At 67.5% G+C, this 24,379-nt stretch carries 23 protein-coding genes; 17 read left to right on the top strand and 6 right to left on the bottom strand.

The window, feature by feature from the left end; genetic code table 11:
• Window positions 1–24: 24 nt before the first annotated feature.
• On the bottom strand, window positions 25–1,245 hold the full coding sequence (locus OZ403_RS00925; protein ID WP_140786668.1) for an aminotransferase-like domain-containing protein: 1,221 nt from the start codon (window positions 1,243–1,245) through the stop codon (window positions 25–27).
• A 3-nt stretch (window positions 1,246–1,248) separates the two neighbouring features.
• Complete coding sequence (locus OZ403_RS00930) at window positions 1,249–1,725, bottom strand: Lrp/AsnC family transcriptional regulator (protein ID WP_140786669.1); 477 nt, start codon at window positions 1,723–1,725, stop codon at window positions 1,249–1,251.
• 468 nt (window positions 1,726–2,193) lie between these two features.
• On the opposite strand from OZ403_RS00930, the gene OZ403_RS00935 reads away from it, so the two are divergent.
• The 13 genes from OZ403_RS00935 to OZ403_RS00995 all read left to right on the top strand — a co-directional run bounded on the left by OZ403_RS00935 (window position 2,194) and on the right by OZ403_RS00995 (window position 15,461).
• Window positions 2,194–2,652, top strand: coding sequence for a DUF4150 domain-containing protein (locus tag OZ403_RS00935; protein ID WP_140786670.1), 459 nt, complete (start codon window positions 2,194–2,196; stop codon window positions 2,650–2,652).
• A gap of 28 nt (window positions 2,653–2,680) precedes the next feature.
• Window positions 2,681–3,199: a DUF6484 domain-containing protein gene (locus tag OZ403_RS00940; protein WP_140786671.1), complete on the top strand. Its 519-nt coding sequence runs from the start codon at window positions 2,681–2,683 to the stop codon at window positions 3,197–3,199.
• Between the two features lie 53 nt (window positions 3,200–3,252).
• Window positions 3,253–4,119 carry an AHH domain-containing protein gene (locus tag OZ403_RS00945; RefSeq protein ID WP_268783260.1) on the top strand — a complete coding sequence of 289 codons (867 nt, stop codon included), beginning with the start codon at window positions 3,253–3,255 and terminating at the stop codon, window positions 4,117–4,119.
• Entirely contained in the window at window positions 4,119–4,739 is a 621-nt protein-coding gene (locus tag OZ403_RS00950; RefSeq protein ID WP_268783261.1) for a hypothetical protein, read from the top strand. The genes OZ403_RS00945 and OZ403_RS00950 overlap by 1 nt, the downstream gene beginning before the upstream one ends.
• 83 nt (window positions 4,740–4,822) lie before the next feature.
• Window positions 4,823–6,121, top strand: coding sequence for a TIGR02270 family protein (locus OZ403_RS00955; protein WP_268783262.1), 1,299 nt, complete (start codon window positions 4,823–4,825; stop codon window positions 6,119–6,121).
• Window positions 6,122–6,203: 82 nt separating this feature from the next.
• Window positions 6,204–7,238, top strand: a complete 1,035-nt coding sequence (locus tag OZ403_RS00960; RefSeq protein ID WP_268783263.1) for a hypothetical protein — start codon at window positions 6,204–6,206, stop codon at window positions 7,236–7,238.
• A complete protein-coding gene (locus OZ403_RS00965; protein ID WP_140796291.1) occupies window positions 7,235–8,011 on the top strand; it encodes an Imm49 family immunity protein in 777 nt (258 codons plus the stop codon). Before OZ403_RS00960 ends, OZ403_RS00965 begins: the two co-directional genes overlap by 4 nt.
• A 325-nt stretch (window positions 8,012–8,336) precedes the next feature.
• Window positions 8,337–9,080, top strand: a complete 744-nt coding sequence (locus OZ403_RS00970) for a TetR/AcrR family transcriptional regulator (RefSeq protein WP_268783264.1) — start codon at window positions 8,337–8,339, stop codon at window positions 9,078–9,080.
• Window positions 9,081–9,089: 9 nt separating this feature from the next.
• Window positions 9,090–10,085: a 3-oxoacyl-ACP synthase III family protein gene (locus tag OZ403_RS00975; protein ID WP_140852822.1), complete on the top strand. Its 996-nt coding sequence runs from the start codon at window positions 9,090–9,092 to the stop codon at window positions 10,083–10,085.
• A 26-nt stretch (window positions 10,086–10,111) separates the two neighbouring features.
• Entirely contained in the window at window positions 10,112–11,671 is a 1,560-nt protein-coding gene (locus tag OZ403_RS00980; RefSeq protein WP_174259401.1) for an acyl-CoA synthetase, read from the top strand.
• Window positions 11,672–11,707: 36 nt separating this feature from the next.
• Entirely contained in the window at window positions 11,708–12,397 is a 690-nt protein-coding gene (locus tag OZ403_RS00985) for a hypothetical protein (RefSeq protein ID WP_140786679.1), read from the top strand.
• Between the two features lie 209 nt (window positions 12,398–12,606).
• Window positions 12,607–14,268: a hypothetical protein gene (locus OZ403_RS00990; protein ID WP_268783265.1), complete on the top strand. Its 1,662-nt coding sequence runs from the start codon at window positions 12,607–12,609 to the stop codon at window positions 14,266–14,268.
• A gap of 2 nt (window positions 14,269–14,270) precedes the next feature.
• The gene (locus tag OZ403_RS00995; protein ID WP_140796943.1) at window positions 14,271–15,461 is read left to right on the top strand and encodes an alpha/beta fold hydrolase; all 1,191 of its coding nucleotides are present in this window, start codon (window positions 14,271–14,273) and stop codon (window positions 15,459–15,461) included.
• A 63-nt stretch (window positions 15,462–15,524) separates the two neighbouring features.
• On the opposite strand, the gene OZ403_RS01000 is transcribed toward OZ403_RS00995, so the two are convergent.
• Window positions 15,525–16,526 carry a lipase family protein gene (locus tag OZ403_RS01000; protein WP_174259162.1) on the bottom strand — a complete coding sequence of 334 codons (1,002 nt, stop codon included), beginning with the start codon at window positions 16,524–16,526 and terminating at the stop codon, window positions 15,525–15,527.
• A gap of 155 nt (window positions 16,527–16,681) precedes the next feature.
• Here OZ403_RS01000 and OZ403_RS01005 point away from each other — a divergent pair, with 155 nt between their 5' ends.
• Entirely contained in the window at window positions 16,682–17,719 is a 1,038-nt protein-coding gene (locus tag OZ403_RS01005; RefSeq protein WP_140796945.1) for a synaptic vesicle VAT-1 family membrane protein, read from the top strand.
• Between the two features lie 9 nt (window positions 17,720–17,728).
• Here the strand turns inward: OZ403_RS01005 and OZ403_RS01010 are convergent, their stop codons facing one another.
• Both OZ403_RS01010 and OZ403_RS01015 read right to left on the bottom strand, forming a co-directional pair.
• Complete coding sequence (locus tag OZ403_RS01010) at window positions 17,729–18,334, bottom strand: hypothetical protein (RefSeq protein WP_268783266.1); 606 nt, start codon at window positions 18,332–18,334, stop codon at window positions 17,729–17,731.
• Between the two features lie 111 nt (window positions 18,335–18,445).
• Window positions 18,446–19,879, bottom strand: a complete 1,434-nt coding sequence (locus tag OZ403_RS01015; RefSeq protein WP_268783267.1) for a serine hydrolase — start codon at window positions 19,877–19,879, stop codon at window positions 18,446–18,448.
• Between the two features lie 108 nt (window positions 19,880–19,987).
• Between OZ403_RS01015 and OZ403_RS01020 the strand changes: the two genes are divergently transcribed.
• Together OZ403_RS01020 and OZ403_RS01025 are read left to right on the top strand one after the other, a co-directional pair.
• Entirely contained in the window at window positions 19,988–21,505 is a 1,518-nt protein-coding gene (locus tag OZ403_RS01020; protein WP_268783268.1) for an acyl-CoA synthetase, read from the top strand.
• Between the two features lie 26 nt (window positions 21,506–21,531).
• Window positions 21,532–21,870, top strand: a complete 339-nt coding sequence (locus OZ403_RS01025; RefSeq protein WP_237080123.1) for an ATP-binding protein — start codon at window positions 21,532–21,534, stop codon at window positions 21,868–21,870.
• 15 nt (window positions 21,871–21,885) lie between these two features.
• On the opposite strand, the gene OZ403_RS01030 is transcribed toward OZ403_RS01025, so the two are convergent.
• Window positions 21,886–23,517, bottom strand: a complete 1,632-nt coding sequence (locus OZ403_RS01030) for a methyl-accepting chemotaxis protein (RefSeq protein WP_140786686.1) — start codon at window positions 23,515–23,517, stop codon at window positions 21,886–21,888.
• Window positions 23,518–24,001: 484 nt separating this feature from the next.
• Here OZ403_RS01030 and OZ403_RS01035 point away from each other — a divergent pair, with 484 nt between their 5' ends.
• Window positions 24,002–24,370, top strand: a complete 369-nt coding sequence (locus OZ403_RS01035) for a helix-turn-helix transcriptional regulator (protein WP_140786687.1) — start codon at window positions 24,002–24,004, stop codon at window positions 24,368–24,370.
• The last annotated feature ends 9 nt before the right edge of the window (window positions 24,371–24,379 follow it).

The following is a 24,379-nucleotide window of genomic DNA, read 5'->3' on the forward strand; positions in this document are numbered from 1 at the left end:
CGGCAAAGGCTCTCCGTCAGCGGCTCAACCCAGCTCGGCGGCAATCACGGCGCCCAGGCGGCGCATGCCTTCGGTAATCAGCTCCGGCGGGCGGTTGGAGTAGTTGAGGCGCATGAACTCCGGGCGCGGGGTGTTGGCGAAGAAGGGCGCGCCCGGCACGAAGGCCACCTTCTGCTCCACCGCCTTGGGCAGCAGCGCCTGGGCGTCCAGCCCGCCGGGCAGCTCCACCCACAGGAACATGCCGCCTTCGGGGTGCGTCCACCGGGTGCCGGCGGGCATGTGCGCCTGGAGGGCGTCCAGCATCGCCTGGGCACGCTCGCCGTAGACGGGGCGCAGCGACTCCAGGTGGGCCGCGTAGTCGAAGCGCGCCAGCAGCTTCACCACCGCGCGCTGGGCCAGCGTGGCGGTGTGCAGGTCGGTGGACTGCTTGGCGATGGCCAGGCTGCGCACGAAGTCGCGCGGGCCCACCACCCAGCCCAGGCGCATGCCCGGGGCCAGCGTCTTGGAGAAGGTGCCCAGCGACACGACGACGCCCTCGTCGTCGAAGGCGGCCAGGGACGGCAGGTGCTCGCCGCGGAAGCGCAGCTCGCCGTACGGGTCGTCCTCCAGGATGAGGAAGCGGTGCTCCTGGGCCAGGCGGACCAGCTCGCGCCGGCGCTCCAGGGACAGGGTGGTGCCCTTGGGGTTCTGGAAGTTGGCGACCACGTACACCAGCTTGGGCTTGTGCGTGGCCAGCAGGCGCTCCAGGTCGTCGGTGCGCATGCCCTGGTCGTCGCTGCCCACGGTGGCGAAGCGCGCCTCATAGGCGCCGAACGTCTGCAGCGCCGCCAGGTAGCTGGGGTTCTCCACGATGACGAGGTCACCGGGGTCCAGCAACACCTTGGCCACCAGGTCGATGCCCTGCTGCGAGCCGTTGGTGATGAGCACCTGGTCCGCGTTGGACTGGCGGCCACGCTTCTGGAGGTGGCCGCAAATCCACTCACGCAGCGGGCCGAAGCCCTCGGTGGTGCTGTACTGGAGCGCGGCGCGGCCTTCGGTGGCCAGGGCCTCGGCGTGAGCCTCGGCGATGGCCTCCAGCGGGAAGAGCTCCGGGGCTGGCAGGCCTCCCGCGAAGGAGAGGATGTCGGGCCGCTCGGCGACCTTCAGGATTTCGCGCACCGCGGACGTCTTGATGCGGGACATCCGCTGGGCCAACCGCCATACGGGCGGCGGGGGAAGGGGGGCGCTCATCGCGTCGGCGCTCATACGTCACGCTCCTTTTGGGGTGTCTGGAGGCACGCGGACATGCGTGTCCTCCTTCATGGACGTCAGGACGATGGTGGTCTGCGTGCGGGTGACTCCCGCGATGGTGCGCAGCGTTCCCACCAGAAGGGTGTCGAGCGAACGGGTGTTCGCCGTCTTCACCTTGAGAAGGTACGAGTCCTGGCCCGCCACGCGGTGGCACTCCAGGACATCCGGCAGCGACAACACCTTCGTCAGGAACTCGTCGAAGTACTTCGGGTGCTCGATGCTCACGCCGATGAAGGCCGTGATGTCCTTGCCGAGCTTCGCCGCGTCCACGCGGGCCGAGTAGCCCGTGATGACGCCGCGCTCCTCCAATTTGCGGATCCGCTCCGCCACCGCCGGCTGGGACAGCTTCACCGCACGCGACAGCTCCAGCTGCGTGGCGCGGCCATCGCGCTGCAACATGTCGATGATGCGGTGGTCTAGTTCGTCCAGGAACATGGGGGCGTTTGCCTTGATTTTATAGGCACTTTTGCGGGACGGCAGATAATTTATATTTGATGCTCCAAGGGTGCAACCCCGAACGTGACGTCCGGTCGCGTCGTGAACTGTGTTGGTGCTGGCGGTGGAAAGGTGTGCCGGTCCGCCGGGGGAGGCCTCGGTTGGACGGTGGCTGGAAGCTGGGGCGATCCATGGACGGAGGCATCTGCCCGGGGACCCGTTGACGCCGCGCGTTGTGTGCGGATGAACGGAGGGTTGGCTCCTGACTGTTCACGGCGCCGCGCGCCCCCAGCGCGCACGAGCGCCTTCCGCATCCCCATCACATCCGCCGCTACCGTGAAGCTGGCGACGTTCAGCGGCAGCGCCGCATGGACATCGGTGCTGGGGTGTGCCGAGCGGGGGCCGTGTTCGGTCGTGAATTGAAATTCATTGATTGAAGCGGTTACTCTTCAATCTCTGGGGGCGGACATGGCGAATACTGTTGGCGTGAACAAAATGTCGGTTGTCACCAAAGACAGTAACGGTGTCACCGTCGCTTTCCCTGACGTGTGCAAGACGCCAAGTCCGGCCGGGCCTGTCCCCATTCCCTATCCCAACATCGCGAAGTCCTCGGATACGTCGAAGGGGACCAAGAAGGTGTCTGTGGAAGGCAACCCGGTTTGCGTGAAGGACTCGAACTTCAGCACCAGTACTGGTGACGAGGCCGGTAGCGCTGGAGGTGTGGTCTCCGGCAAGACGAAGGGCAAGGCCGAGTTCGTCAACTACTCCTTCGACGTGCTGTTCGAGGGGAAGAACGTGGCGCGCGCCATGGACCTGATGCTCCACAACGACAAGAACACCCCGCCCTTTCCCGTCATGCAGCCCCCGGTGATTGCCTTGGGAGGCGCCTCTGAGCACGTGTGCGACGAGTGTGGCAAGCCGCGATAGCCCCCGGCCAGTACTCAAAGGACCACGCATGGACGCCTCAGACCCTGGTCGCAAGCGCGGTGCCCCGCCCGAATCGCTGACGGAACGTATTCTGGGTACCCAGGTGGGATGGGTGACAGGTGCCACCAGTGCTGGAGGGGCGCTCGTTGACTATGCCGGCAATTCGCACGGGCCACTTCCCGCCCGCAGCGCGATACCACTGGACCGCGAAGCCTTGACCCGTGCGGCCAGGGAGCGACAGGGAGCCATCCTGCTCTTCGAGGATGGCGATCCATGCCTGCCCCTCTTGATGGGGCTCATCCATGCCCCCAGCAAGACGCCTTTGCTGGATGCCGTGCTTGAACCTCCCCTTGATGAGGCACCCATGGACGCCCAGGTCGACGGGCAGCGGGTGGTCATCGAGGGGCGCGACGAGGTCGTGCTGCGCTGTGGCAAGGCCAGCCTCACACTGCGCCGCAACGGACAGGTGCTCCTGCGCGGCATCAACATCCGGACCGAGGCGGACGAAGTGCACAAAATCAAGGGTGGCAAGGTTCAGATCAACTGACGGCACGGGGCCGCCACGCAGTGGGGCCATTGCACCAGACCCAGGAGTTCATCATGTCGAAAGAACAGCACAACTGGGACGACAAGAACCTCACCGTCAAGCACAAGGCGGTAAAGAACTCGACCGAGGGTGGTGCGTGTCTCAACCGGCACGACGGAAGCCGAGAGCAGAATGGCAAGGGCGCGGTGAAGGCAGTCTCCTGCAACCACCGCTGGCAAGGCTTCAAGAAGGCGCTGGAGAAGAAGGCGACCTACAACTGGCCCGCCTACGAAGCCTTGAGCAAGCAGAAGTCGTTCGCGATGGTGGTGCGCGCCCGTAGCGGCACTCGGCGGGTCCAGGCTCCCAACGGGGAGAACAAGGCCTGGGACGTCACGGCAGGGGGGAACAACTTCCGAACCAGCTGCAACGTGCCCTTCTGGCACGAGGCGCACCACATCGTGCCCAACAACGTGCTCAAGTCCTGCATCGTCAAGGTGGGCGAGGGAAAGCCCTTGCAGGTGGTGTATGTGAAGAAGATTCGCAGCGGGTTGCTCAAGGAGAAGTACAATCTCAATCACAAGAACAACATGATCTTGCTGCCGATGGATAGGAGAGTCGCGCGGACCTTGCAGTTGCCCAGGCACCGGCTCACAGCGGAGCACCGTTCGCACCGGGCCTACAGCAACCATGTGCGCCACAAGTTGCAGTGGTACTTGGTGCCCGTTCAAGCTGCCGTGCAGAAGCACGAAGGCCCACCTGCGAACTATAAGGCTTGTAAGTCGAGTATCGAGGCGCTTTCCAAATTGCTGTATGACAAGATTGTCGCCGCGGGGAATCTGATGGCGTCGGGTAAGATGGATGGCGATGCGCTGGATGAAATCCCGGCCAGCCACTTCGACAAGGTTCCCTCCAAATCGAATCTGAAGGGTCTCTTCAAGTAATGAGCAAACGTGCTGCGACTGCAGGAACGCTCCAGTTCTTCATGCTGGACAACATGGGCGACCAGGACGATCCGGACCTCTGCATGCTGGGCAACTTCATCAAGGGCATCGAGATGGACTCGTGGCGCGTGGCCGAAGGCGCACCCGTGGGTGCCATCCTGCCCAAGGATGCCCGCCTCTACATGGACAAGGAGAACCTCGGCATCCAACTGTCTTCGTTGCTCGGCAATACGCGGCAGATGCTCATCGTCCACAAGGACGTGAAGGACATCATCCAGAAGCACTGTGGTGACGAGAAGGTGGAGTACCTGTCCTTCACGCTGTACGACCACCGCAAGCGTGTCTACAGCCGGGACTACTTCATCATCAACCCGCTGGGAACCTTTGATTGCCTGGATATGGGCGCGAGCGATGTCCAGCGCGGGACGGAAAACCCGGAGCGTATCGTCGAGGTGCTCGAGCCCGTGCTCGACCGGAAGAAGATGAAGAATGCTCCGCCGCTCTTTCGCATCGACAAGGACTCGAAGTCCTATGTTCTGAGCTTCGAGCTGGCGAAGGAAATCAGCGAAGGTGACTTCAGCAATCTCCTCGTATCGGAGTTGAAGTTCAGCGACGCGTGACGAAGGCCATGCACATTCCGCCCGGCCCCCCACGCGAAGGTTTCACTCGAAGTCGGCGCCCTGGACGCATCCTCTGGGATGTCATGCAGGAGCACCTGGACGAGGCCGCGTTCCACTGGCGCCAGCGGGAGCGCGCGCTCGCCTCCTGGGAGGAGTCGCTCGAGGAGATCGCCGAGGGCGATGAGGCACGCCTGCTCGCGCACGTGGAAGGGCTCGTCATTGGAGGCGCACCCGTCGCCAGGAGGTTGCTCCTGCCCGCCCTGGAAGGCGAGGACCTGTGGCAGGTCGGTCCCGCGGCGCTCGCGCTCCTCGGAAGTGAAGGGGACGCGTCCCTGGCGCTTCTGCTGCGGGAATTGATCGAGGGGCCGGAGGAGTCGCGCCCCGAAATCCGACGTGCGCTCGAGTTCTCCGGCCGGAGCCGGTCCGAGGCCCTGCTGCTCCCTCAGGTAGCGCGAGTGGGCCCGGAGGCCCAGGCGATGTTGCTGGAGGTGCTGGCCGCATGGCAGGCGGACCCGGGCTCAGCGCTTCCTCGGACCCTCGGCGCCGATGATGCGCCGGCCCTGTGGGTGGCCGCACTGCGTTCGGCGCGCTTCACCGCGCGACCGGTCGCGGAGGGGTTTGTGCGGCAGGGGCTGGCGCATGCCGAGGACTCCGTACGATGCGCGGCCCTGGAGACGGGCCTCATCCTGGGGCTGCGCGAGCCGTGGCAGGCATGTCGGCGGCTGGTGGGGGCGCCGGATGAGGCTGGCCGCCTGGCGAGGCTGGCGCTCGCGCTAGGCGGGGAGCCTGCGGACGTGAAGCTGCTCCTGAAGGCGGCGGAAGAGTGGCGGCTCCGCGAGGACGCGCTTTGGGCCCTGGGGTTCAGCGGGCGAAGGGCCGCGGCCGAGGCGCTGGTGAACGTCATGCAGCGGGAAGAAGCGGGCTCCCGGCTGGCGGCCGAATCACTCGCAATCATCACCGGACTCGACCTCACGGAGCACCTGCTCATGGACGAGCCGGACGACGAAGCCCCTTCATCCGCGGAGGAGGGCACTGGCGACACGGGAGCGGCAACGGGCGCATGGCGGGTTCCGCCGCCGCCCGGCCGTGTGCGGTCTGCCTCTGTGTGTGCCTGGTGGCAGAAGGCGCAGACACGCTTCGATGAGCGGGGGCGTTTCGTCCGGGGCGCACCCTGGAGCCCCGCAGCCGTGTTCGCGGAGTTGACCCGTGGGCCCGCGTGCCTGCGCCCGGTCTGGGCGCTGGAGCTGGCTGTCCGCACCCGGGGCGGCCTTCAGGTCGCGACCTCGGCGCGAGCAGCCTTCCAACTGCGGCAGCTCCAGGGCTCGGCGGCGCTGCGTCTGGATTCGACTCCCCGCGGTTTCGACAGCCTGATGACCGCCTGAGGGCGGGAGCGTTCTTTCTTGGTGAGGTCCCTTGAGTCTGGTGCTGATAGCGACCGGTGCGGTAACGAGCGTCGGACATTCCGTGGATGCCGCCTGCGCTGCGATTCGCGCCGGTGTCTCGCGGCCCCGGAAGCTTCGGGAGTTCCGGGTGGTGGAAGAGGAATCCCAGGAGGACATCCCCGTGTCGGGCCACCCCATCCGGGGCTACACGGATGGCTTCCAGCTCATCGGCCGGTGGCTGCGGCTGGCGCAAGGTGCCGTGGAGGACATGCTGTCTCATCCCGGCGTGTCGGGCATGCCTGCTGCCTTCTGGCAGAAGACGGGGCTCGTTGTCGTGACACCCCCTTCGGACGACGAGGTCTTCCTGTCGGAGCCGGGAGGGGCGCTGGAACAGATGCGCGAGAGCTACCTCCATCCGCTTCATCGCTCGCTCGGGCTGGCCATCGCCGAGCCGAACGTGGAGCTCATCTCCATCGGGCACGCGGGCACCGCCGCGGGTCTTCAGCACGGCCAGCAATGGATGGCCTCAAGAGGCCTGGAGCGCGTGCTGACAATCTCGGTGGACTCGTACATGGACGAGTTGCTTCTCCATCAACTCGCCAGTCATCGCCGGCTGAAGACCGAGGACCATCCGGTCGGGTTGATGCCGGGGGAGGCCGGCGTGTGCCTGCTGGTGGAGACGGACGCGAGCGCGCGTCGCCGGGGAGTGGAGTCCGCCATCCTTATCGACACGATTGCGACCGGCAGGGAGCCCGACCACTTTGGTTCAGGGCGGCAGAACATGGGCCGCGGGCTCGCCGCGTGCATCCAGGAAGTCCTGTCGCGTCTGCCGTCTCCCTTTGACGGAGACATCTACGCCGACCTCAATGGCGAGCAGTGGCGGTCCCATGAGTGGGGTTGTGTGCGCGTCCACCTCGGGCCGCGGCTCGGAGCGGCTCGGCTGCACCTGCCCGGCACCTACGTGGGAGACGTGGGGGCGGCTAGTGGCGCGCTAGGAGTCTGCCTGGCCGCGCACGACCTCTCGCGGGGCCATGGCCGACAGTCTACTTCGCTCGTGATCTCCAGCTCCGAGCACGGTGAGGTGGGCTGCTTGTCACTTCGGAGGAGCAACGCATGAGCGCCGTGTATCTGCCCGTCTACGTCCAGAATGCGCTCGAGGACAACCTGGAGCTCCTTCCGCGCATCCGTGCTGGTGCACCTCAGCGCAAGGTGCTCGCGTTCTGTCAGAACTTCCGCATCGCGGGCATCGGGAAGCTCTTCCTGGATGGCTCGCCCGACGCGTTCCGCTTTCACCTGCACCAGAGTGGCCGCGCCTTCGCCTTCTTCAGCGCGCACGCATCGGAGGAGGGACGATTCGGGAGCAAGGCCCTGCCGTTCTTCGACGCCTTGGCTGCCGGCGACCTTCAAGGTGCGGAGGAGATTGCACGTCACTCCCGGCGTACGTGGGTCCAGGGAAAGGAGTATGAGGAGGACTTCCTCTTCGTGGAGTTCTGTATGCAGCACGCCTGCCTGGGGGCGTCGCGAGCCACGCTGGAGGCGCTGCTCGAGCGCTATGAGAAGGCGCTCGAGGGTTCGGAGGACTTCCGGCTGGACGTCTGCAGGGCGCTCATGGAAGCCCGCGAAGATGATTTCAACGCGGCGCTGGAGCAGTACCTGGAGGCGCGGAGCGACGAGTGGGCGGAGCTCGAGGACAATGGAAGCGTGGCTCCCGAAGTCCTCGTCACGGAGGGGCGCTTTTGCGTCGAGGGGCTCAGCCTGGTCTACATGGCTGAGCGCCAGGGGTTGATGACCGAGCCGGACTACCTGCACATCCCCTCGCTCGCGAGGAAGGGACGTCCCCCGGCGTTTGATGCCCGCTCCTGGGAGCGCATCGACGTGGAGACGGACTGAAGAGTATTGGTAACCGTTCACCGGTACGTGCCTGCTTGAAGGGACTTCCGGGCAGCGAATGGTAGGCGGGAGAGGCCGTGTCACCGGCAGTCACTCAGGCCGAGGATGATGTGGCATGTCGTGCCCGCGCCGCCTCCCGCGCGGCAAGTCCCGACGCGCAACGGCTCCCGCTGCGAGACCGCGTGTACTGAACATTCAGAGTAGGCTTCGCGCACGTCAGCGCCGCACGAGTGCTGACGCCGTGCGTCGAACGTGCGGTTTGACGCGCGGAGCCATCGACCGTGCTTTGACACCCTCCCTGCCGGGTGCTACCGCTAGGTGAAACATGAATCGGGCTTCAGCTTCTCAAGACCGCTCCGGACCCGTCACGCCGCGAGGCCAGAAGACGCGTGCGAAGCTGTTGAAGGCCGCGGAGTCGGTCTTCGGTGAGAAGGGCTACGAGCGCGCCTCCATCGCGGACATCACGCGCAAGGGTGGCGTGGCGCTCGGGACGTTCTACGTCTACTTCCCCGACAAGCAGTCCATCTTCGTCGAAGTGGTGGATGAGCTGGGCACGCGCCTGCGCCGGCTCATCGCCGAATCCGTGGCCGATTGCGAGGACCGCGTCGACGTGGAGCGCCAGGGCCTGCGCACCTTCTTCCAGTTCGTGCGGCAGCACCCCAATCTCTACCGCGTGGTGCGCCAGGCGGAGTTCGTGGATGAGGCCTGCTACCGCCGCTACTACGACCGCTTCGCTCGCGGCTACGTGAGCGGGCTCACCCGCGCCATGGAGGCGGGCGAGGTGCGGCGCATGGACCCGGAGGCGCTGGCCTACTGCCTCATGGGCATCAGTGATTTCCTCGGCATGCGCTGGGTCCTCTGGGAGGAGGACCCGGGGCTCGAGCGCGTCCTCGACACCGCGATGACGCTCATCTCCCACGGCCTGGACCCGCGTGCGTCCACGGGCCGAAACACCGTGAAGTCCTCCGCTGCTTCGAAGCCGAAGTCGAAGCCGAAGCCCAAACCGAAGACCCTGAAGAAGAACACCCTGCGTTCCGCCCGCCGACCGGCGCGCGGCGCCCGGAGCTGACGAACACTCATGCGATACGCCCAGATTCTCTCCACTGGCCGCTACGTCCCCGAGAAGGTCCTCACCAACGCTGACGTCGAGAAGATTCTCGGTGAGAAGGTGGATGAGTGGCTCCAGCAGAACGTGGGCATTCGCGAACGCCACATGATGGCGGATGACCAGGCCACCTCCGACCTCTGCGTGGGCGCCGCCCGCCAGGCGCTGGAGCGCGCGGGCACGAAGCCGGAGGAACTGGACCTCATCATCATCGCCACCGACACCCCGGACTACCTCAGCCCCGCCACCGCCTCCGTGGTGCAGGCGAAGCTGGGCGCGGTGAACGCCGGCACCTACGACCTCAACTGCGCGTGCGCGGGCTGGGTGACGGCGCTGGACGTGGGCTCGAAGACCATCACCGCGGATGACAGCTACCAGCGCATCCTCGTCGTGGGCGCCTACGGCATGTCGCGCTACATCAACTGGAAGGACAAGAAGACCGCCACCCTGTTCGCGGACGGCGCGGGCGCGGTGGTGCTGGGCGCGGGTGACACGCCCGGCTTCATGGGCGCGAAGCTGCTGGCCAACGGCGAGTACCACGACGCGCTGGGAGTCTACACCGGCGGTACGAACCGCCCGGCCACCGCGGAGTCGCTGGCCCTCACGGGCGGCAAGCCCGCGGTGCAGTTCGTCCGCAAGTTCCCCGCGACGTTCAACACCGAGCGCTGGCCCATGCTGCTGGACCAGCTCCTCAAGCGGCAGAACCTGCAGCTGGACGACGTGAAGCAGTTCGTCTTCACGCAGCTGAACCTGCGCACCATCGAAGCCACCATGAAGATCCTGGGCCAGCCGATGGAGAAGGCCCACTACACCATGGACAAGTGGGGCTACACCGGTTCGGCCTGCATCCCGATGACGCTGGATGACGCGGTGGTGCAGGGCAAGGTGAAGCGCGGCGACCTGGTGGCCCTGTGTGCCAGCGGCGGCGGGCTCGCCATGGCCTCCGCCCTCTACCGCTGGACGGCCTGAGTCACGCCATGACGGAGGGCGCTCACATGTTCATCGGGGACTGGATGGGCCGTGGCGCCCTCTACTGGCCCGACAGTGTCGCGGTGGTGGACCCGTCCCGGGGTGACGCGGGCCGCTTCACCTACCGCGCGATGAACACGCGCGCCACCGCGCTGGGCGGCTGGCTGCGTGACGTGGCCGGCGTGAAGAAGGGCGACAGGGTGGGCATCGTGGCCCACAACGGCGTGGAGTACCTGGACGCGCTGTTCGCCTGCGCGAAGATTGGCGCCGTCTTCGTCCCCTTCAACTGGCGCCTGCACGCCGCCGAGCTGGCGGACCTGGTGCGCTCCATCCGTCCCGGCGTGCTCCTCTTCGGCGACGACTTCCGCGACACCATCGCGGACGTCCGCGAGCGCCTGGGCGGCGGCCCCCGGCTGGTGTCCCTGGAGTCGCAAGGCCTGCCGGGCGCGGACGCCTACGCTGCGACGCTGGCCCACGTGCCGGGCTCGCCGGTGACGCAGGACGCGGTGTCCGAGGAGGACATCCTCTGTCTCATCTTCACCGGCGGAACGACGGGGCGCTCGAAGGGCGCGCGCGTCAGTTACCGCATGGTGGCGTGGAACACCCTCAACACGTTGGTCCACGAGGTGCGGCCCGGCGACGTCACGGTGACGCACACGCCCATGTTCCACACGGGCGGATTGCTCGTGTACACGCTGCCGCTGCTCACCGTGGGCGGCACCGTCGTCCTCATGCGCCGGTGGGAGCCGGAGGTGCTGCTGGACCTCGTCCCCCGGGAAAAGGTGACGCTCTTCTTCGCGGTGCCCACGCAGTACCAGCAGCTCCTGGAGTCGCCGCGCTTCAAGACGACGGACTTCTCCTCCGTGCGCTTCATGACCAGCGGCGGCGCGGCGCTGCCGGTGCCGCTCATCCAGGCGTGGCAGGCGGTGCACCCGGTGCCCTTCAAGCAGGGCTTCGGGATGACGGAGTTCGGCCCGGGCCTCTTCAGCATGGGGCCGGAGTACGCGGTGTCGAAGGCGGGCTCCATTGGGCGGCCCAACTACTTCATCGCCGCGAAGCTGGTGGATGACGACGGCCGGGAGGTCCCCACGGGCGAGGTGGGTGAGCTGCTCCTCAAGGGCCCCTCCATGTGCTCCGGCTACTTCGAGGACGAGGCCGCCACGCGCGAGGCGATTGACGCGGAAGGGTGGCTGCACACCGGCGACCTGGCGCGCGTGGACGCGGATGGCTTCTTCACCATCGCCGGGCGCAAGAAGGACATGTTCATCTCCGGCGGAGAGAACATCTACCCGCTGGAGCTGGAGTCCGCGCTGTACGAGCACCCCGAGGTGGCGCAATGCGCCGTGGTGGGCGTGCCTGACGAGAAGTGGGGCGAGGTTGGCCGCGCCTTCGTGGTGTTGAAGCCGGATGGGAAGGTTTCGGCGGAGGCGCTGTTGGAGCACCTGCGGGGACGCGTGGCGCGTTTCAAGGTGCCCAAGCGCGTGGAGTTGATGGAGCGCCTGCCCATCTCCGCGGCCGGAAAGATTCTCAAGCGTGAGCTTCGCGACGCGGCCGTGGCCGCGGACCGGGACAGCTCGCGTCATTGAGCGTGAACGCACCTTGAAGGACGGGCCACGCCAACGGTGGCTCGCTGCCTGTCGACTGTCGCGTCAGCCCGGCGATGCCCGCCGGAGGAAGAGGAGCAACCCATGAAGAAGAAGCTGCTGCTGTCCGCGGTGATGACGTCTGCGCTGTCCCTGGTGGGCTGTGGTGAGAGCGACCCGGTGGACAACACGCCCAACCTGAGCACGCCGCAGGGCATCCTGGCGTTCGTGGAAGGCAAGACGCTGACGATGACTGGGGCCAACATTCCCAGCCATCCGAACGGCTTCAGTGAAGACATCAACTTCGGTGCCAGCTCGCAGTGTTATCAGAGCGTCACCATGACGGTGCAGGGCGGCAACTTCCGGGTCGACAGCATCCCGGGCACCATCGAGGGCGCGCCGAACGCGGGCATGTCCGGCACCTGCAACCCCGAGCTCCCGCAGAACGCGCTGTCCTTTACCTCGACTGTCGTGAGCATCGAGAACGTGCAGGGCGACGGCGAGTGCTTCGATGTCGCGTTCACCTACCCGGGCTTCCGGCAGGTGGGCCGCGGCGCGTTCTCCGCGGACCGGCGGACGCTGGACCTGGAGCTCTTCTTCGAGGGCGGCGCCACGGGCGCCAACTGCGCGGCGGGTGGTGTGGGCTCGGCCACGGTGAACCAGGTCATCGGGGGCGAGAGCCGGCCGTTCGATGGCAAGGCGGTGCAGCGCTACACCATCGGCGGCTAGCGTGAGTCCCGCTGGAAGGGAGGCGTGCTCCTCCTCCCTTCCTTGTGGGGCCCGTGCCCGGCGGGTGCCGTGTGGCGCGGGCGCGGCAGGGGTGGAGCACGGCCTCGCGAGGCGGGCAGTCCGCGGGCCACGGAAAAAGTCGAGCACGCAGACGTTCGCAGTCCGGCCGGAAGGCTGGGAGCGCCCCCGCGCATGGGGCCGAGGTGTTTATGGCACGGTGGTGGTTGTCCGAGGCACGCAGGGCGGCGCGGCGGTCCGCGGGAGCCCTGGCGTTGGCGCTGGCGGGTGTGTCGCTTCCGGCGGCGGCGCAGAGCACGCCGGTTCCCGGCCTTTACTACGGTGAGTGGAACGACGAGGCGAACCGCGACGAGGACGCGAAGCCGAGTCAGTTCAGCCTCATCAACTACTTCTTCACGCGCGTGTCGGTGCAGAACCAGGTGGGTGACCCGGCCGGCCTTCGTGGCGTGTCGCTGGGCCCCATTGGCATGCCCGCGGGAAGCGCGGTGCGCGCCGAGCCCGGCCTGTCCGCGTACTTCATCGAGCAGCGATGGATTCCCGTCATGGAGTACAGCCCCCACTTCGTGGACGGGCTGGCCTCCTTCCGGGCCCAGTTCGAAATCGACTACATGTGGGGCCGGTCGGCCAACGCGCTCCAGCAGAACGAGGGCGGCGGCTTCAACGCCGACCAGGTCAACATCCAGACGAAGAACGTCAACGTCGCGCTGTATCCCACGCGCAAGCCGCGTGAGCTGACGTTGCTGGTGGGCACGCAGCCCGTCTACGACAACGTCTACGACCCCACGCGCACGCCGCTGTCGGACATCACCCGCACTGGCTACAAGATGAGCTTCCTGGGCAGCGATGCCACGGGCATCTCCCTCTTCAGTGGCTACAAGGGCCTGGCCAAGCTGAGCCTGATGCCGCTGGGCACCGCGCAGGCGGACAAGGGCACGCGCAACGACCCGCGCCTGAAGTACATCTGGCTCATCACCGGTGACTACGTCTACCCGGTGCGGCCCAACACCAACGTGGGCCTGTCGCTGTGGTTCCTCAACGACCAGACGAAGGGTGACGCCTACGCCTTCGAGGGCCTGGTGAAGAGCGGCCCGTCCTCCACGGGCCTCAACACCTTCACGGGCACGGCGCGCTTCGATATCGCGCGGCCCACGGGCAACGTCTTCTGGGCGGGCGCCAACTTCAACCACAACATCGACTTCCGCACGGGCCGGTTCGGCGCGTCCGGCTTCGTCATGTACAACGGCGGCAAGTACGTCAGCGACGACCCGGAGCGCTCCGCCCTGGCCGAGCTCAACATCTCCGGCCTCTCCGCCAACCTGGAGCTGATGTACCAGTGGGGCCGCGGGCCCGCGGACATGCTCACGCTGGAGGGCATGTACACCACCGGCGACGACGACCTCTCCGACAGCCGTTACACCGGTGCCTTCACGCTCAACCAGTACGGCCTGCCGGGCGCGGTGTGGTTCAACCACAAGATGCTCATCCTGTTCCCGTTCACCAGCACGGTGAACAACTACACGGGCGCGGTGACGGACATCTCCAACCAGGGCTACGGCATGCGCGCCGCCATCGCCACCGCGGCGTGGGACATGGTGCCCAACAAGCTGAACCTCAAGCTGGGCGTGGGCACCGCCACCTCTGACGCGGCCCCCGTGCGGTGGACGCCCGAGGTCGAGCGCGGCCGGTACATCGGCACCGAGGTCAACGCGGAGCTGCGCTACCACATCCGCTACCTCATGACGGCCGGCCTGCACGCGGGCTACCTGTTCCGGGGCAGCTTCTACGACGGCTCGCCCACCATCCGGACCAATCCCTTCTCCGTCTTCACCACCTTCACCTGGTACGCGTTCTGACCATGAGCACCTCCCGCGCATTCACGGCCCTGCTCCTCGCGGCGGGGCTCTCCTCCGCCGGTTGCGTGCGCTCGTACGCGCACCAGCCCGCGCTCTCCTTCCAGGATTTGGACTACACCTCCGAGGGCTCGAAGCAGCCCTGGCCGGTGAAGCGGATTCCGCTTCCGCGCACCGCGAATCAGTACGGCATGGCCGTGGTGCCCCAGATGGCCTACGTCGACCTGCCCGGCAGCGGCCCGGACGCGAAGGCCGTCGTCTTCATCCACGGCCTGGGTTCGTACCTGAAGTTCTGGCGGGCGCAGTTGGACGCCTTCCAGCAGCAGGGCTACCGCGTCATCGCGGTGGACCTGCCCGGCTACGGCAAGTCCGACAAGCCCGGCACCTTCCCGTACACCATGGAGGCCATGGCGGACGCGGTGCTGGAGCTGGTGGACGGCCTGGGCCTGGACAAGCCCGTGCTCGCCGGTCATTCCATGGGCGGGCAGACGTCGCTCTCCTTCGCCATCCGCTACCCGGAGTCGCTGAGCGGGCTGGTGCTGGCGTCGCCCGCCGGCTTCGAGAAGTTCAGCTGGCGGGAGAAGGAGTGGTTCGCGCGGGCGATGAGCTCCGAGTTCATCAAGTCCGCGCCGGAGGCCAGCATCTGGGGCAGCGTGCGCCAGGCCAACTTCATGCACTGGCGGCCGGAGCTGGAGTGGCTGATTGAGGAGCGCGTGCGGCTGGCGAAGTCGCCCGAGTTCGACGCCTACGCCTACGCCAACGTGCGCACGGTGCGGGGCCTGTCCCACAACGACTTCGTGCGCGACAACCTGCACCGCGTCACCGTGCCCACCGTCATCATCTACGGCACGGATGACCGGCTCATCCCCAGCCCCTTCCTCCACGGCGGCGAGGCGCGCGGCATCATGGAGTACGGCGCGTCCCACATCCCCGGCGCGAAGCTAGTGGCGCTGGAAGGGTGCGGTCACACCGTGCAGCTCGACTGCACGGAGCGCTTCAACGAGGCGGCCTTCGCCTTCGTCCGCGACGCGGCGGCGGGGCGCATCGAGGTGCCGTCCGCTCCCGCGAAGGAGGAGGCGCCGCGGCCGGAGTCTCCTCCCGGGCCGGCGTCCGAGCCGCTCACGCCGGAGAGTCTGCCTCCGCCCACGCCGGGCCAGGAAGGCGAGCCGACGCCGGGCGTGCTGCCCCAGCCGTAGTGGGGTGTTGAGTCGGTCCACCTCCACCCTTTCGCGAGGGTGGAGGCGCCCGTGTGGAGACGGTTACGGGATGGTGTGGTTGACCACCATGCCGTACTGAACCTCCGCCGTCAGGTCCTTCGAGTTGAAGTGGCCATAGGGGTAGCCGGTGTAGCGCTTCTCTCCCGTCTGCCCGGGGATGCGCGACGTGTACTCTCCATAGACGATGCCGTCGTAGCCGATGATTTCGTCCGCCGTGGAGTAGATGGTGTAGCGGAAGGCGCCCTCGTAACCGCTCGTCGAGCGCAAGTCATTGAGGTATGTCGAGCGGCCGGTGACGCTGCCCCAGAAGAGGTAGCCCGGGTACAGGCCGTTGGTGGAGCCGCAGGTGGGCGTCGACGGGCCGGACATGTAGCAGGAGGTCAGGCCCAGGTTGGCGCCGGCGATGCCGACGAAGGTGTCCACCGAGGACGTGAGCGGCGCGCCCACGTTGTATGTGCCGCCGTCCGCCGCGTCGTGGGCCGTGCCGCCGAGGATGGCCTTGCGCGCCAGCGTCACGCCCATGGAGTGGGCGATGATGTCCACCTTCGAGGCCCCGGTGTACGCCTTCACCGCCTCGATGAACTTGCGCACCTTCATCACGTTCTGCTTGGAGTGGTACTGGTTCGCCGACTGGAGCGCGTTGGCCGGGCCCCACGTCGTCGCGTACAGCTCGCTCGTCTTGTAGCCCTGCGAGTGGAAGTACTCGATGGAGTTGGTCCAGCCCGTCTGGCCGAAGACGCCCGAGCCCACCGCTTTGTCCGAGTTGCCGTGGATGAAGATGACGGGTTGTTTCGTCACGCTGTCGGACGCGCTGGCCTTGCCGCCGTAGCTTCCGCCCGTGATGTCCGCGCGAACGAAGTCGTAGCTGTTGTAGCCGTTGGACGACAGCCAGTTCCGGAAGTGCGTGGTGGCGCCGGAAGTGGAGACCGCCGCGGCTTCCACCGCGCCGAGCTCCTCTTCGTGCGGCGCGAAGTCCTCGCCGCAGCCGGTGGTGATGCCAAGCAGCAGCGTGCTCGCGAGATACAGCGAAGGCCTCAGTCGCATGGGCATACTCCTCTGTTTGTTTTTGGAAGACGCGTCCGGAACAGGAACTGTCCTCGAGCGCGATACACAGTCTAGAGACATCTCGCGCGCGCGTCTTCCGCTGACTGGACGTGCGCGGTCGTTGTCGCGTTGCGTCGCGTGGTAAGCAACGGGCCATGCGCGCACGCAAGGTCGTCATCCGGAAAGCAGGTGGGTATGAGCAGCTCCACCTTGAAGAGGTGAATCAGGATTCACCTGGATTCGGTGAGGTCCGGGTGGCCACCGAAGCCATTGGGGTGAACTATGCGGACTGCGTCATCCGCATGGGGCTGTACGCCTCCGCGAAGGAGTATGTGGGGTGGCCCATCACCCCGGGCTTCGAGTTCGCGGGCCACGTGGATGCCGTGGGACCCGGCGTGGAAGACCTGGCACCCGGAGCGCGGGTGTTCGGCGTGACGCGCTTCGGTGGTTACGCCACCCACGTCACGGTGCCCCGTCACCAGGTGTTCACATTGCCCGCGCGGCTGAGCATGGAGCAGGCCGCGGGGTTCCCCACGGTGTTCCTCACCGCGTACTACGCCCTGTTCGAACTGGCGCACCCGCGGCCGGGCGCCAACGTGTTGGTGCACTCGGCGGCGGGCGGCGTGGGTGGGGCGCTGCTCCAGTTGGGCCGCATCGCCGGGTGCCGGATGGTGGGCGTGGTGGGTGGGACGCACAAGGTGGAGACGGCTCGCGCGCAGGGGGCGGAGGTCGTCATCGACAAGAGCCGGGAGGCCTTGTGGGCCGCGGCGGAGCGGGCGGCACCTCGGGGGTATGACGTGGTGCTCGATGCGAACGGGCCGTCCACGTTGCGCGACAGCTACAAGCACCTGGCCTCGCCGGGGAAGCTTGTCATCTACGGCTTCCACTCCATGCTGCCGCGCACGGGCGGCCGGCCGAACTACGCGAAGCTGGCCTGGGACTGGCTGCGCACGCCGCGGTTTGATCCGCTGACGCTCACCAACGACAACACCAGCGTGCTGGCGTTCAACCTGTCGTACCTGTTCGAACAGCGCGCCGTGCTGGAGGAGTCCATGGCGCGGCTCCTGGGCTGGTTGGAGGAGGGGAAGCTGGTGCCGCCACCGGTGAAGTCGTTTCCGTTGGACGCGGTGGCGGATGCGCACCGGGCACTGGAGTCCGGCGGCACGGTGGGGAAGCTGGTGTTGGTGCCGTGAGGGCGTGCTTCAGAGGGGGAGCTGCGCGCCCTGCAGGGTGAGGAGGCTCTGCGGGACGACCCATGCCGCCTCCGGGTCGGAGAGCACGCCGAGGTACGCGCCCGGCACCACATGGGGGCCGTGCGCCACTGGGACTCTCAACCGGAGGGGAACCTGTCGCGGCGCTGGGTTGGACGGGTGCCACGGGGTGACGTGGAGGTCGAGCAGGTAGTGAGTGATGCGGCCGTCGTTGTTAGGCACCTGCTCCACGATGGCCGAATCCGTGATGCGCGCCCACGTCAGGATGGCGCGGCGCACGTGTTCGACGTGCTCGGCCTGGTTGTTCTGGCGGGTCTTGCGCTCCTGGTTGAACCGGAGCGCGGCGAAGCTCCACGCCAACAGTCCTCCGATGAAGCCCACCATGGCCACGGCGCGCTCGTTTTCGTAGAGGGCGTAGGCGCCCAGTAACGGAAGGCCGATGCCGATGATGATGGCGTTCGTGGTCCCTTGATAATGCGCGGGCGGTTTCGGCTGAACGCGCAGCGGTGGAGGCGGCCACGGTGGCGTGGCGCCCTCGGCGAGGGTCGACGGCGCAGGGCTCAATGCAACGAGCTGGGTGTTGTGGTGCGCGAGCATGTTCGTGACGACTTTCTGTGTGCCTGGGATGACGCACATTCAGGCCGTGCTGCGTGTGTCCCGGCACATGCTATCAAGCACGCGACGGCACGGTCGAAAGCCCCATTCTTTCTATCGAGCGGGCCGAGGCGCCTGTTGGGGAACCGCGTCCTTCGCGGGAGGACTCCGGGGACGTGCGCGTTGGCGCTCCTGCATCATCGCGTCGATTCGGCGGCCCAACGCGGGGATTCGCTGCGTGTAGCTGATGGACGTGCTGACGTAAGGGAAGCCGTCTTCGCCCTTCGCGAAGTCAGCCGCGTCGGCCACTTTCTCGTCGTAGTAGCGGTAGCCCAGGTTGGACATGAACACGACAATGTATCGGCGCCAGGGTTTGCCGGGCAGGGAGCGGACGATGCCGCCGTCGCTGCCGTAGTTCTCCGTCAGCCCTGTCTTGTGGAGGAATGTGACCTCCGCCGCCGCGTTGCAAGGGCGCGTGTCCCGGCCGAAGGCGGTCTCCGCCGCCGTCACCGTTCCGTCCTCGGAGTTCACCCATCGCGTTGGGACTGACGCGGGGATGCCTGGCTTCGCGCGGGCGTCCCCGCACAGCAGCGTGGATGACAGCGCTTCGTGCAGTGCCTGTTCGGCGAGCAGGGATTGGAGGTGGGCTCTGGACGGGCCAGAGAGTTCCTTCGCCGTCACCTCGCGGCCCGAGGAGGTGCGCCAGAGGACGCCAGGGCCTCCTTCGATGAGCAGCAACAGCCGCGCGGTATCCAACGCCGTCATGTGAATCTGGCCGGGGTTCCAGCTCCGGCCAGTCACCGGGGAGGTGCCGTGGATTTGCAGTGTGTCCAGGCCCAGCGCCGCCAGCTCCGCGTTGAGGCCCGCCATTGCGCCTTGCTCGTGGAGCAGCTTCACCAGTGCCTCGGTGGCGGTGTTGTCCGATTCGGTCACCATCGGCTCCAGCCAGTCACGTATCGGGCGCGTGCCCTGGTCCTCGGTGTCTCGGAGGAAGCGCCAGGGCTGGTCCAACGTGAGCTGCCCCTGGTCCACCCACCGGAGGACGCGAAAGGCGATGAGCAGCTTGAAGAGCGAGGCGGGGTAGGGCGCCATGAAGCGGAGCGGCGCTTTGTCTCGTCCGGGGACCAGGGCCTCCGTGGGGAGGGCCTCATGGGCGCCGCTGTCCCAGCGGTCCAGATTCCACGCTGTGTAACGCACTGCCGTGGTGCCCAGCGTTTCGACGTCGATGGGGACGATGGCGCCAGCTGGGTAGTCGCGCGACAGCAGCACGTTGGCGGCGGCCGTGGGACGGCTCCGGGCATCCAGTTCGATGACGGCGACGTCGACGTAGGGCGCGTGGGCGATGCGCGCACCGCCGCGCTTGAAGTCGAGCACCTGGTCAAAGCCTGTGTCCCGCACGGCCGCGAGGAGTGACTGCTCCAGGGTGGCGGAGGCTTTTGTGCGGCGTGTGCGTTCGGCGCGCGGCAGCCGTGTGGATGCGGCTCCTGCTTCCGCACACAGCAGGAGGAACATTGCGACGAGCAGCGATGGGCGGGATGGGGGCTGCATGTCGTGTGGCCCTCCGAATGGGGGGAGGTGACGGTGAGGTGGGTTGCTTGCCCGCTTCCCGCTCATGTGCCGGGCGCGATGCCGCCGGGTTCAGCTAGCGTGGATACCATGCCCATCGTCCATGACTGGCTGGCCCGGCGTGCCGCGCTGGCTCCTGAGCGTACCGCCCTCATCGACGCCGACCATGGCGAGCGACGCATCTCCTTTCGTGAATGGAACGATGCGGCTTCGCGTACCGCCGCCTTCCTTCACCAGGGGCTGGGCGTGGGGCGAGGGGACCGTGTCGCCGTGCTCGCCTACAACTGCGTCGAGTTCCTCGACCTCTTCTTCGCGTGCGCGAAGCTGGGCGCCGTCCTTCAGCCTCTCAATTGGCGGCTGAGTGCCGCGGAGTTGGGGGGGCTGCTCGCGGATGCAGAGCCCTCCGTGTTCGTCTTCGGGCCGGAGTTCCGCGCCCAGGTGGAGGCCGTGCGGCCTGGCGCGTCCTTCGTGCGCCACTGGCTCTGCCTCGAGGCTCCAGGGCCAGGTGAGCGGGCCTTCTCAGAGCGCGACACGCAGACGGACGTGTCCCTTCCTCCGCTGGAGCTGGAGGAGGATGCCCCATGGGTGCTCTGCTACACGGGCGGAAGCACCGGTCTGCCGAAGGCCGCGGTGCTCACGCACCGCTCCATCACCGCCAACGCGGTGAACACGGTGATGGGCTGGGGCCTGACCGCCGATGACGTGGCAATCCTCAACGCACCGTTGTTCCATGCCGGAGGACTCAGCGTCTTCACCGCGCCGCTGGCCTACGTCGGCGGCGCATCGGTGGTGTGCCGGAGCTTCGATGTGGAGGGCGTGTTCGACCTCGTGCAGCGGGGCGTGGTGAGTCTCTTCTTCGGCGTTCCCACCATGTTCATCGAGATGCAACGCCACCCGCGCTTCGATGCCGTGGACCTGTCACGCCTCAAGCTGGTCATCAGCGGCGGCGCGCCCTGCCCAGCCCCCGTCTTCGAGCGCTTCTTCGCTCGGGGCGTGGACTTCAAGACGGGGTATGGCCTCACCGAGGCGGGCCCCAACAACTTCTGGCTTCCGCCGGAAGACGTGCGCCGCAAGCCGGGGGCGGTGGGCGTGCCCCTGTTCCACGTCGAGGCCCGCATCGACGGTGAGACGCAGCCGGGCGACGTGGGCGAGTTGCTCTTGCGAGGCCCCCACCTGTGCGCGGGCTACTGGCGCCGTCCGGAGGACACCGCCCGCACCTTCGCGGACGGCTGGCTACACACCGGCGACCTGGCCACGCGGGACGCGGAGGGATGCTTCCGCATCGTGGGCCGCAGCAAGGACCTCATCATCTCCGGCGGTGAGAACATCTACCCGTCGGAAGTAGAGAGCGTCCTCGCGGGGCATCCCGACGTGGCCGAGGTCGCCGTCATCGGCGTGGCGGACCCCAAGTGGGGGGAGACGCCGCGCGCGCTCGTCGTCGCGCGGCCGGGCACTTCGCCTTCGGCGGAGGCACTGTTGCGCTTCTGCGACGGACGGCTCGCTCGCTACAAGACGCCGAAGTCGATTCGTTTCGTGGAAGCCCTGCCGAGGACCTCCGCCGGCAAGGTCGACCGGCGCACGCTCGGTGCCGCGCACGGCGCGCCCTGAGTTGCCCACAAGTCCTCCCCAGGCCCGTGTCCCTGTCGGCTGCGCATCCGTTCGTGCCGGGCCGCCCGGTACCGCTGGGCTTCCTCACGGGCCTGGGTGTCGTTGGCCTCCAGTTCCTGGAAGACGGTCCGTGCCTGTTCCATGACGGTGCGCATGGCCTCGGCATCGACGCGGCGGACATGTCGCGTATCGGCACGCCGTTCTTCCGCACGGACCTCAGCCGCGCGCTCAGGACCGGGGGCGTGGGTTTGTGGCTCGCGCTGGCCCGGCGCATCGTGGACGCGCACGGCGGTGCCCTGGTGCTGGAGCGCCAGTCTGGCGTGGGGACCACCGTGCGAATCACACTGCCGACGGCTCACGGGTAGCGTGCCGCGCGCGGCTCACCCCCGCGCCGTGAAGCGCCCGGCCAACTCCTTCAGCTTGGACGCCCGTGCCCGCAGGTCTTCCACGGAGCGGGCGATCTGCTGCACGCCAGCCACCGACTCCGTCGAGCGCACCGAGAGCGCCTGGATGCTCCCGGCGATGCTCTCCCCAGACGCGGACTGGCGCGTGTTTTCGTCCGCCATCCGCTCCACCTTGCCACCAATCTCATTCACACCAGCGAGCAGCCGCGACAGCGCGTCGCCTGCCGCCGAGGACAGGCCCAGCCCTTCCTGCACCGCCGTGGTGCCCTGGCGCATCAGGTCCGCGGCCGCCCGCGTGTCCGCCTCGCTCCGGCTCAGCAGCGTCTGCACCTGCCCCGCGGCATCCCGCGTCCGGTTCGCCAGTTTGCGCACCTCGCCGGCCACCACCGCGAAGCCCTTGCCGTGCTGGCCCGCGCGCGCCGCTTCAATCGCGGTGTTCACCGCCAAGAGCTGCGTCTCCTCCGCCACCTGCTGGATGAGCCGCAACATCTCCGCCGTCACCCGGCCAGAGGCCTGCAACCGCTCCACCGTCCGCGCCGAGCCCTCCACCACCTCCACGATTTCCGCCATCTTCCGCAGCGCCTGGCCCACCGCCGCGCCACCCTCGCGCGCCACCTGTCCGTTGTCCGCCGCCGTCTTCGCCGCCGTGCGCGCCGCCTCCGCTCCCTGCGACACCCGCGCGCTCATGCCCTGCACCGTCTGCGCCGCGCGCTGGAGCGAGTCCGACTGCTCCCGCGTCGTCACCGACAACGCATCCGCGGAGGCTCGAATGCGCTCCGCGTCTGTCGCCGTGGCGCCCGCCGCATCCACCAGCGCCGCCACCACCTCGCGCAGTCCCGCCACCATGGTGTTGAAGGCTGCCGCCAACTGGCCCACCTCGTCCGCGGAGCGCACCTCCACCCGGGTCTCCAAATCACCGCGCGCCACCCGGTGCGCCGCCTGCGCCAGCTCCCGCACCGGCCGCACCACCCGGCGCGACAGATATGCGCCGGCCAGCAGCGCGAGCGCCAGCGCGCCGCCCACCGCCAGGAGGATGCGCTGGCGCACCGCCGCCACCGCGCGCTCGATGTCCTCCACGTACACGCCCGTGCCCAGCACCCACCCCCAGGGTGCGAAGAGCTTCACGTAGCTCTCCTTCGGAATGGCCTCCGGCGAGCCCGGCCGCGTGGCTTCGTAGGACACCGCGCCCTGACCCTGGGCTCGCGCCAGCGTGACGATGTCCACGAACACCGGTTTGCCGCGCACGTCGCGGTAGCCCTTCAGGTCCTTGCCCAGCATGTCCGGCAGGTGCGGATGCATGACGAGCCGCGTGTCCAGGTCGTTGACCCAGAAGTACTCCACCTGCGAGTAGCGCAGCTGCTCCAGCAGCGCAGCGGCCTGCGCCTGGGCCTCCTGTCGCGTCAGCGCGCCCGACCGCTCACGGGCCTCGTAGACCTCCAACACGCCGTAGGCCGTCTCCACCGCCTGCCTCAGTCCCAGGATGCGGTCCTCGCGAAGCTGCTCCCGCAGCTGCGGCAAGACGAACCCCAGGATGACGACGAGCAGCGGCAGCGCCACCACGCCCATCGCCACGCACAGCTTCACCAGCAAATTACGGCCGACCGCCATCGGCCCTCAGCGTATCCGCCGCATCGTCACCGCGCTCGTTCACCTGAGTCTGGAAATACCCCCGGTATCAGTCCTGCCGAGGGTTCGCACACCCGGTGAGGTCTCCTGGGATTCACCAAGTCCTGTATTTCCAGATAGATATGAAGCGTGGTGAACCGCTTCTGCACACGTTGAAAACATGAACCAACCCTAGAGGGCGGGACAGCGTGCAGGACTCGACGGAACCGTAGGAAAGTCGCCGCACAACGTATCAGGTCCTCCTGCGACCCAGGTGACTGCATGGGTCCGGAAGGCATGCGGAGGCCTCTCACTCGACGTTTTCCGTCGAGAAAAGGCATCGGCCGCGCGTCGTGGATGGACTCGCGAAGTCCACCGCGTGCACAGCAACCCTATGGGTGAACAATTGGAGACTGACCCGGCAAGTTCTGTCTGTCTGCCCCCATACGTCCTATGCCAGCGGCCAAACGTTCCGGGTCGGTAAGGCATGGACAAGAAACTCGCAACCACAATCGGAGCTGCCGCGCGCGTTGCTCGCACCCGCCTGGAGCTCACCCAGGCGGACGTGGCTGAGCGTATCGATGTGGCCACCGAGGTCTACGGGCGCCTCGAGCGCGGCGGGATGCTGCCCAGCGTGCAGACGCTGCTGAAGCTGTGCCACGAGCTGCACGTCTCCGCGGATGAGCTCCTGGGACTGTCGGCGAACGCCCTCAACGGTGTCGCGCGCCCCGGCGAGGCGCCCACCTCTCCGCAGGAGCGCCCCGAGGTGCGGCGCCTGCTGCGCACCGTGCGTCCGCTGGAGCCCGCGAAGGTGAAGCTCTTGGGGCTGGTGGCCAACGCGTTGAACCGCCGCTGACCTCTGTCG

Origin of the sequence: Myxococcus sp. NMCA1, assembly GCF_026810205.1 — a bacterium.
Classification (GTDB): domain Bacteria; phylum Myxococcota; class Myxococcia; order Myxococcales; family Myxococcaceae; genus Myxococcus; species Myxococcus xanthus_A.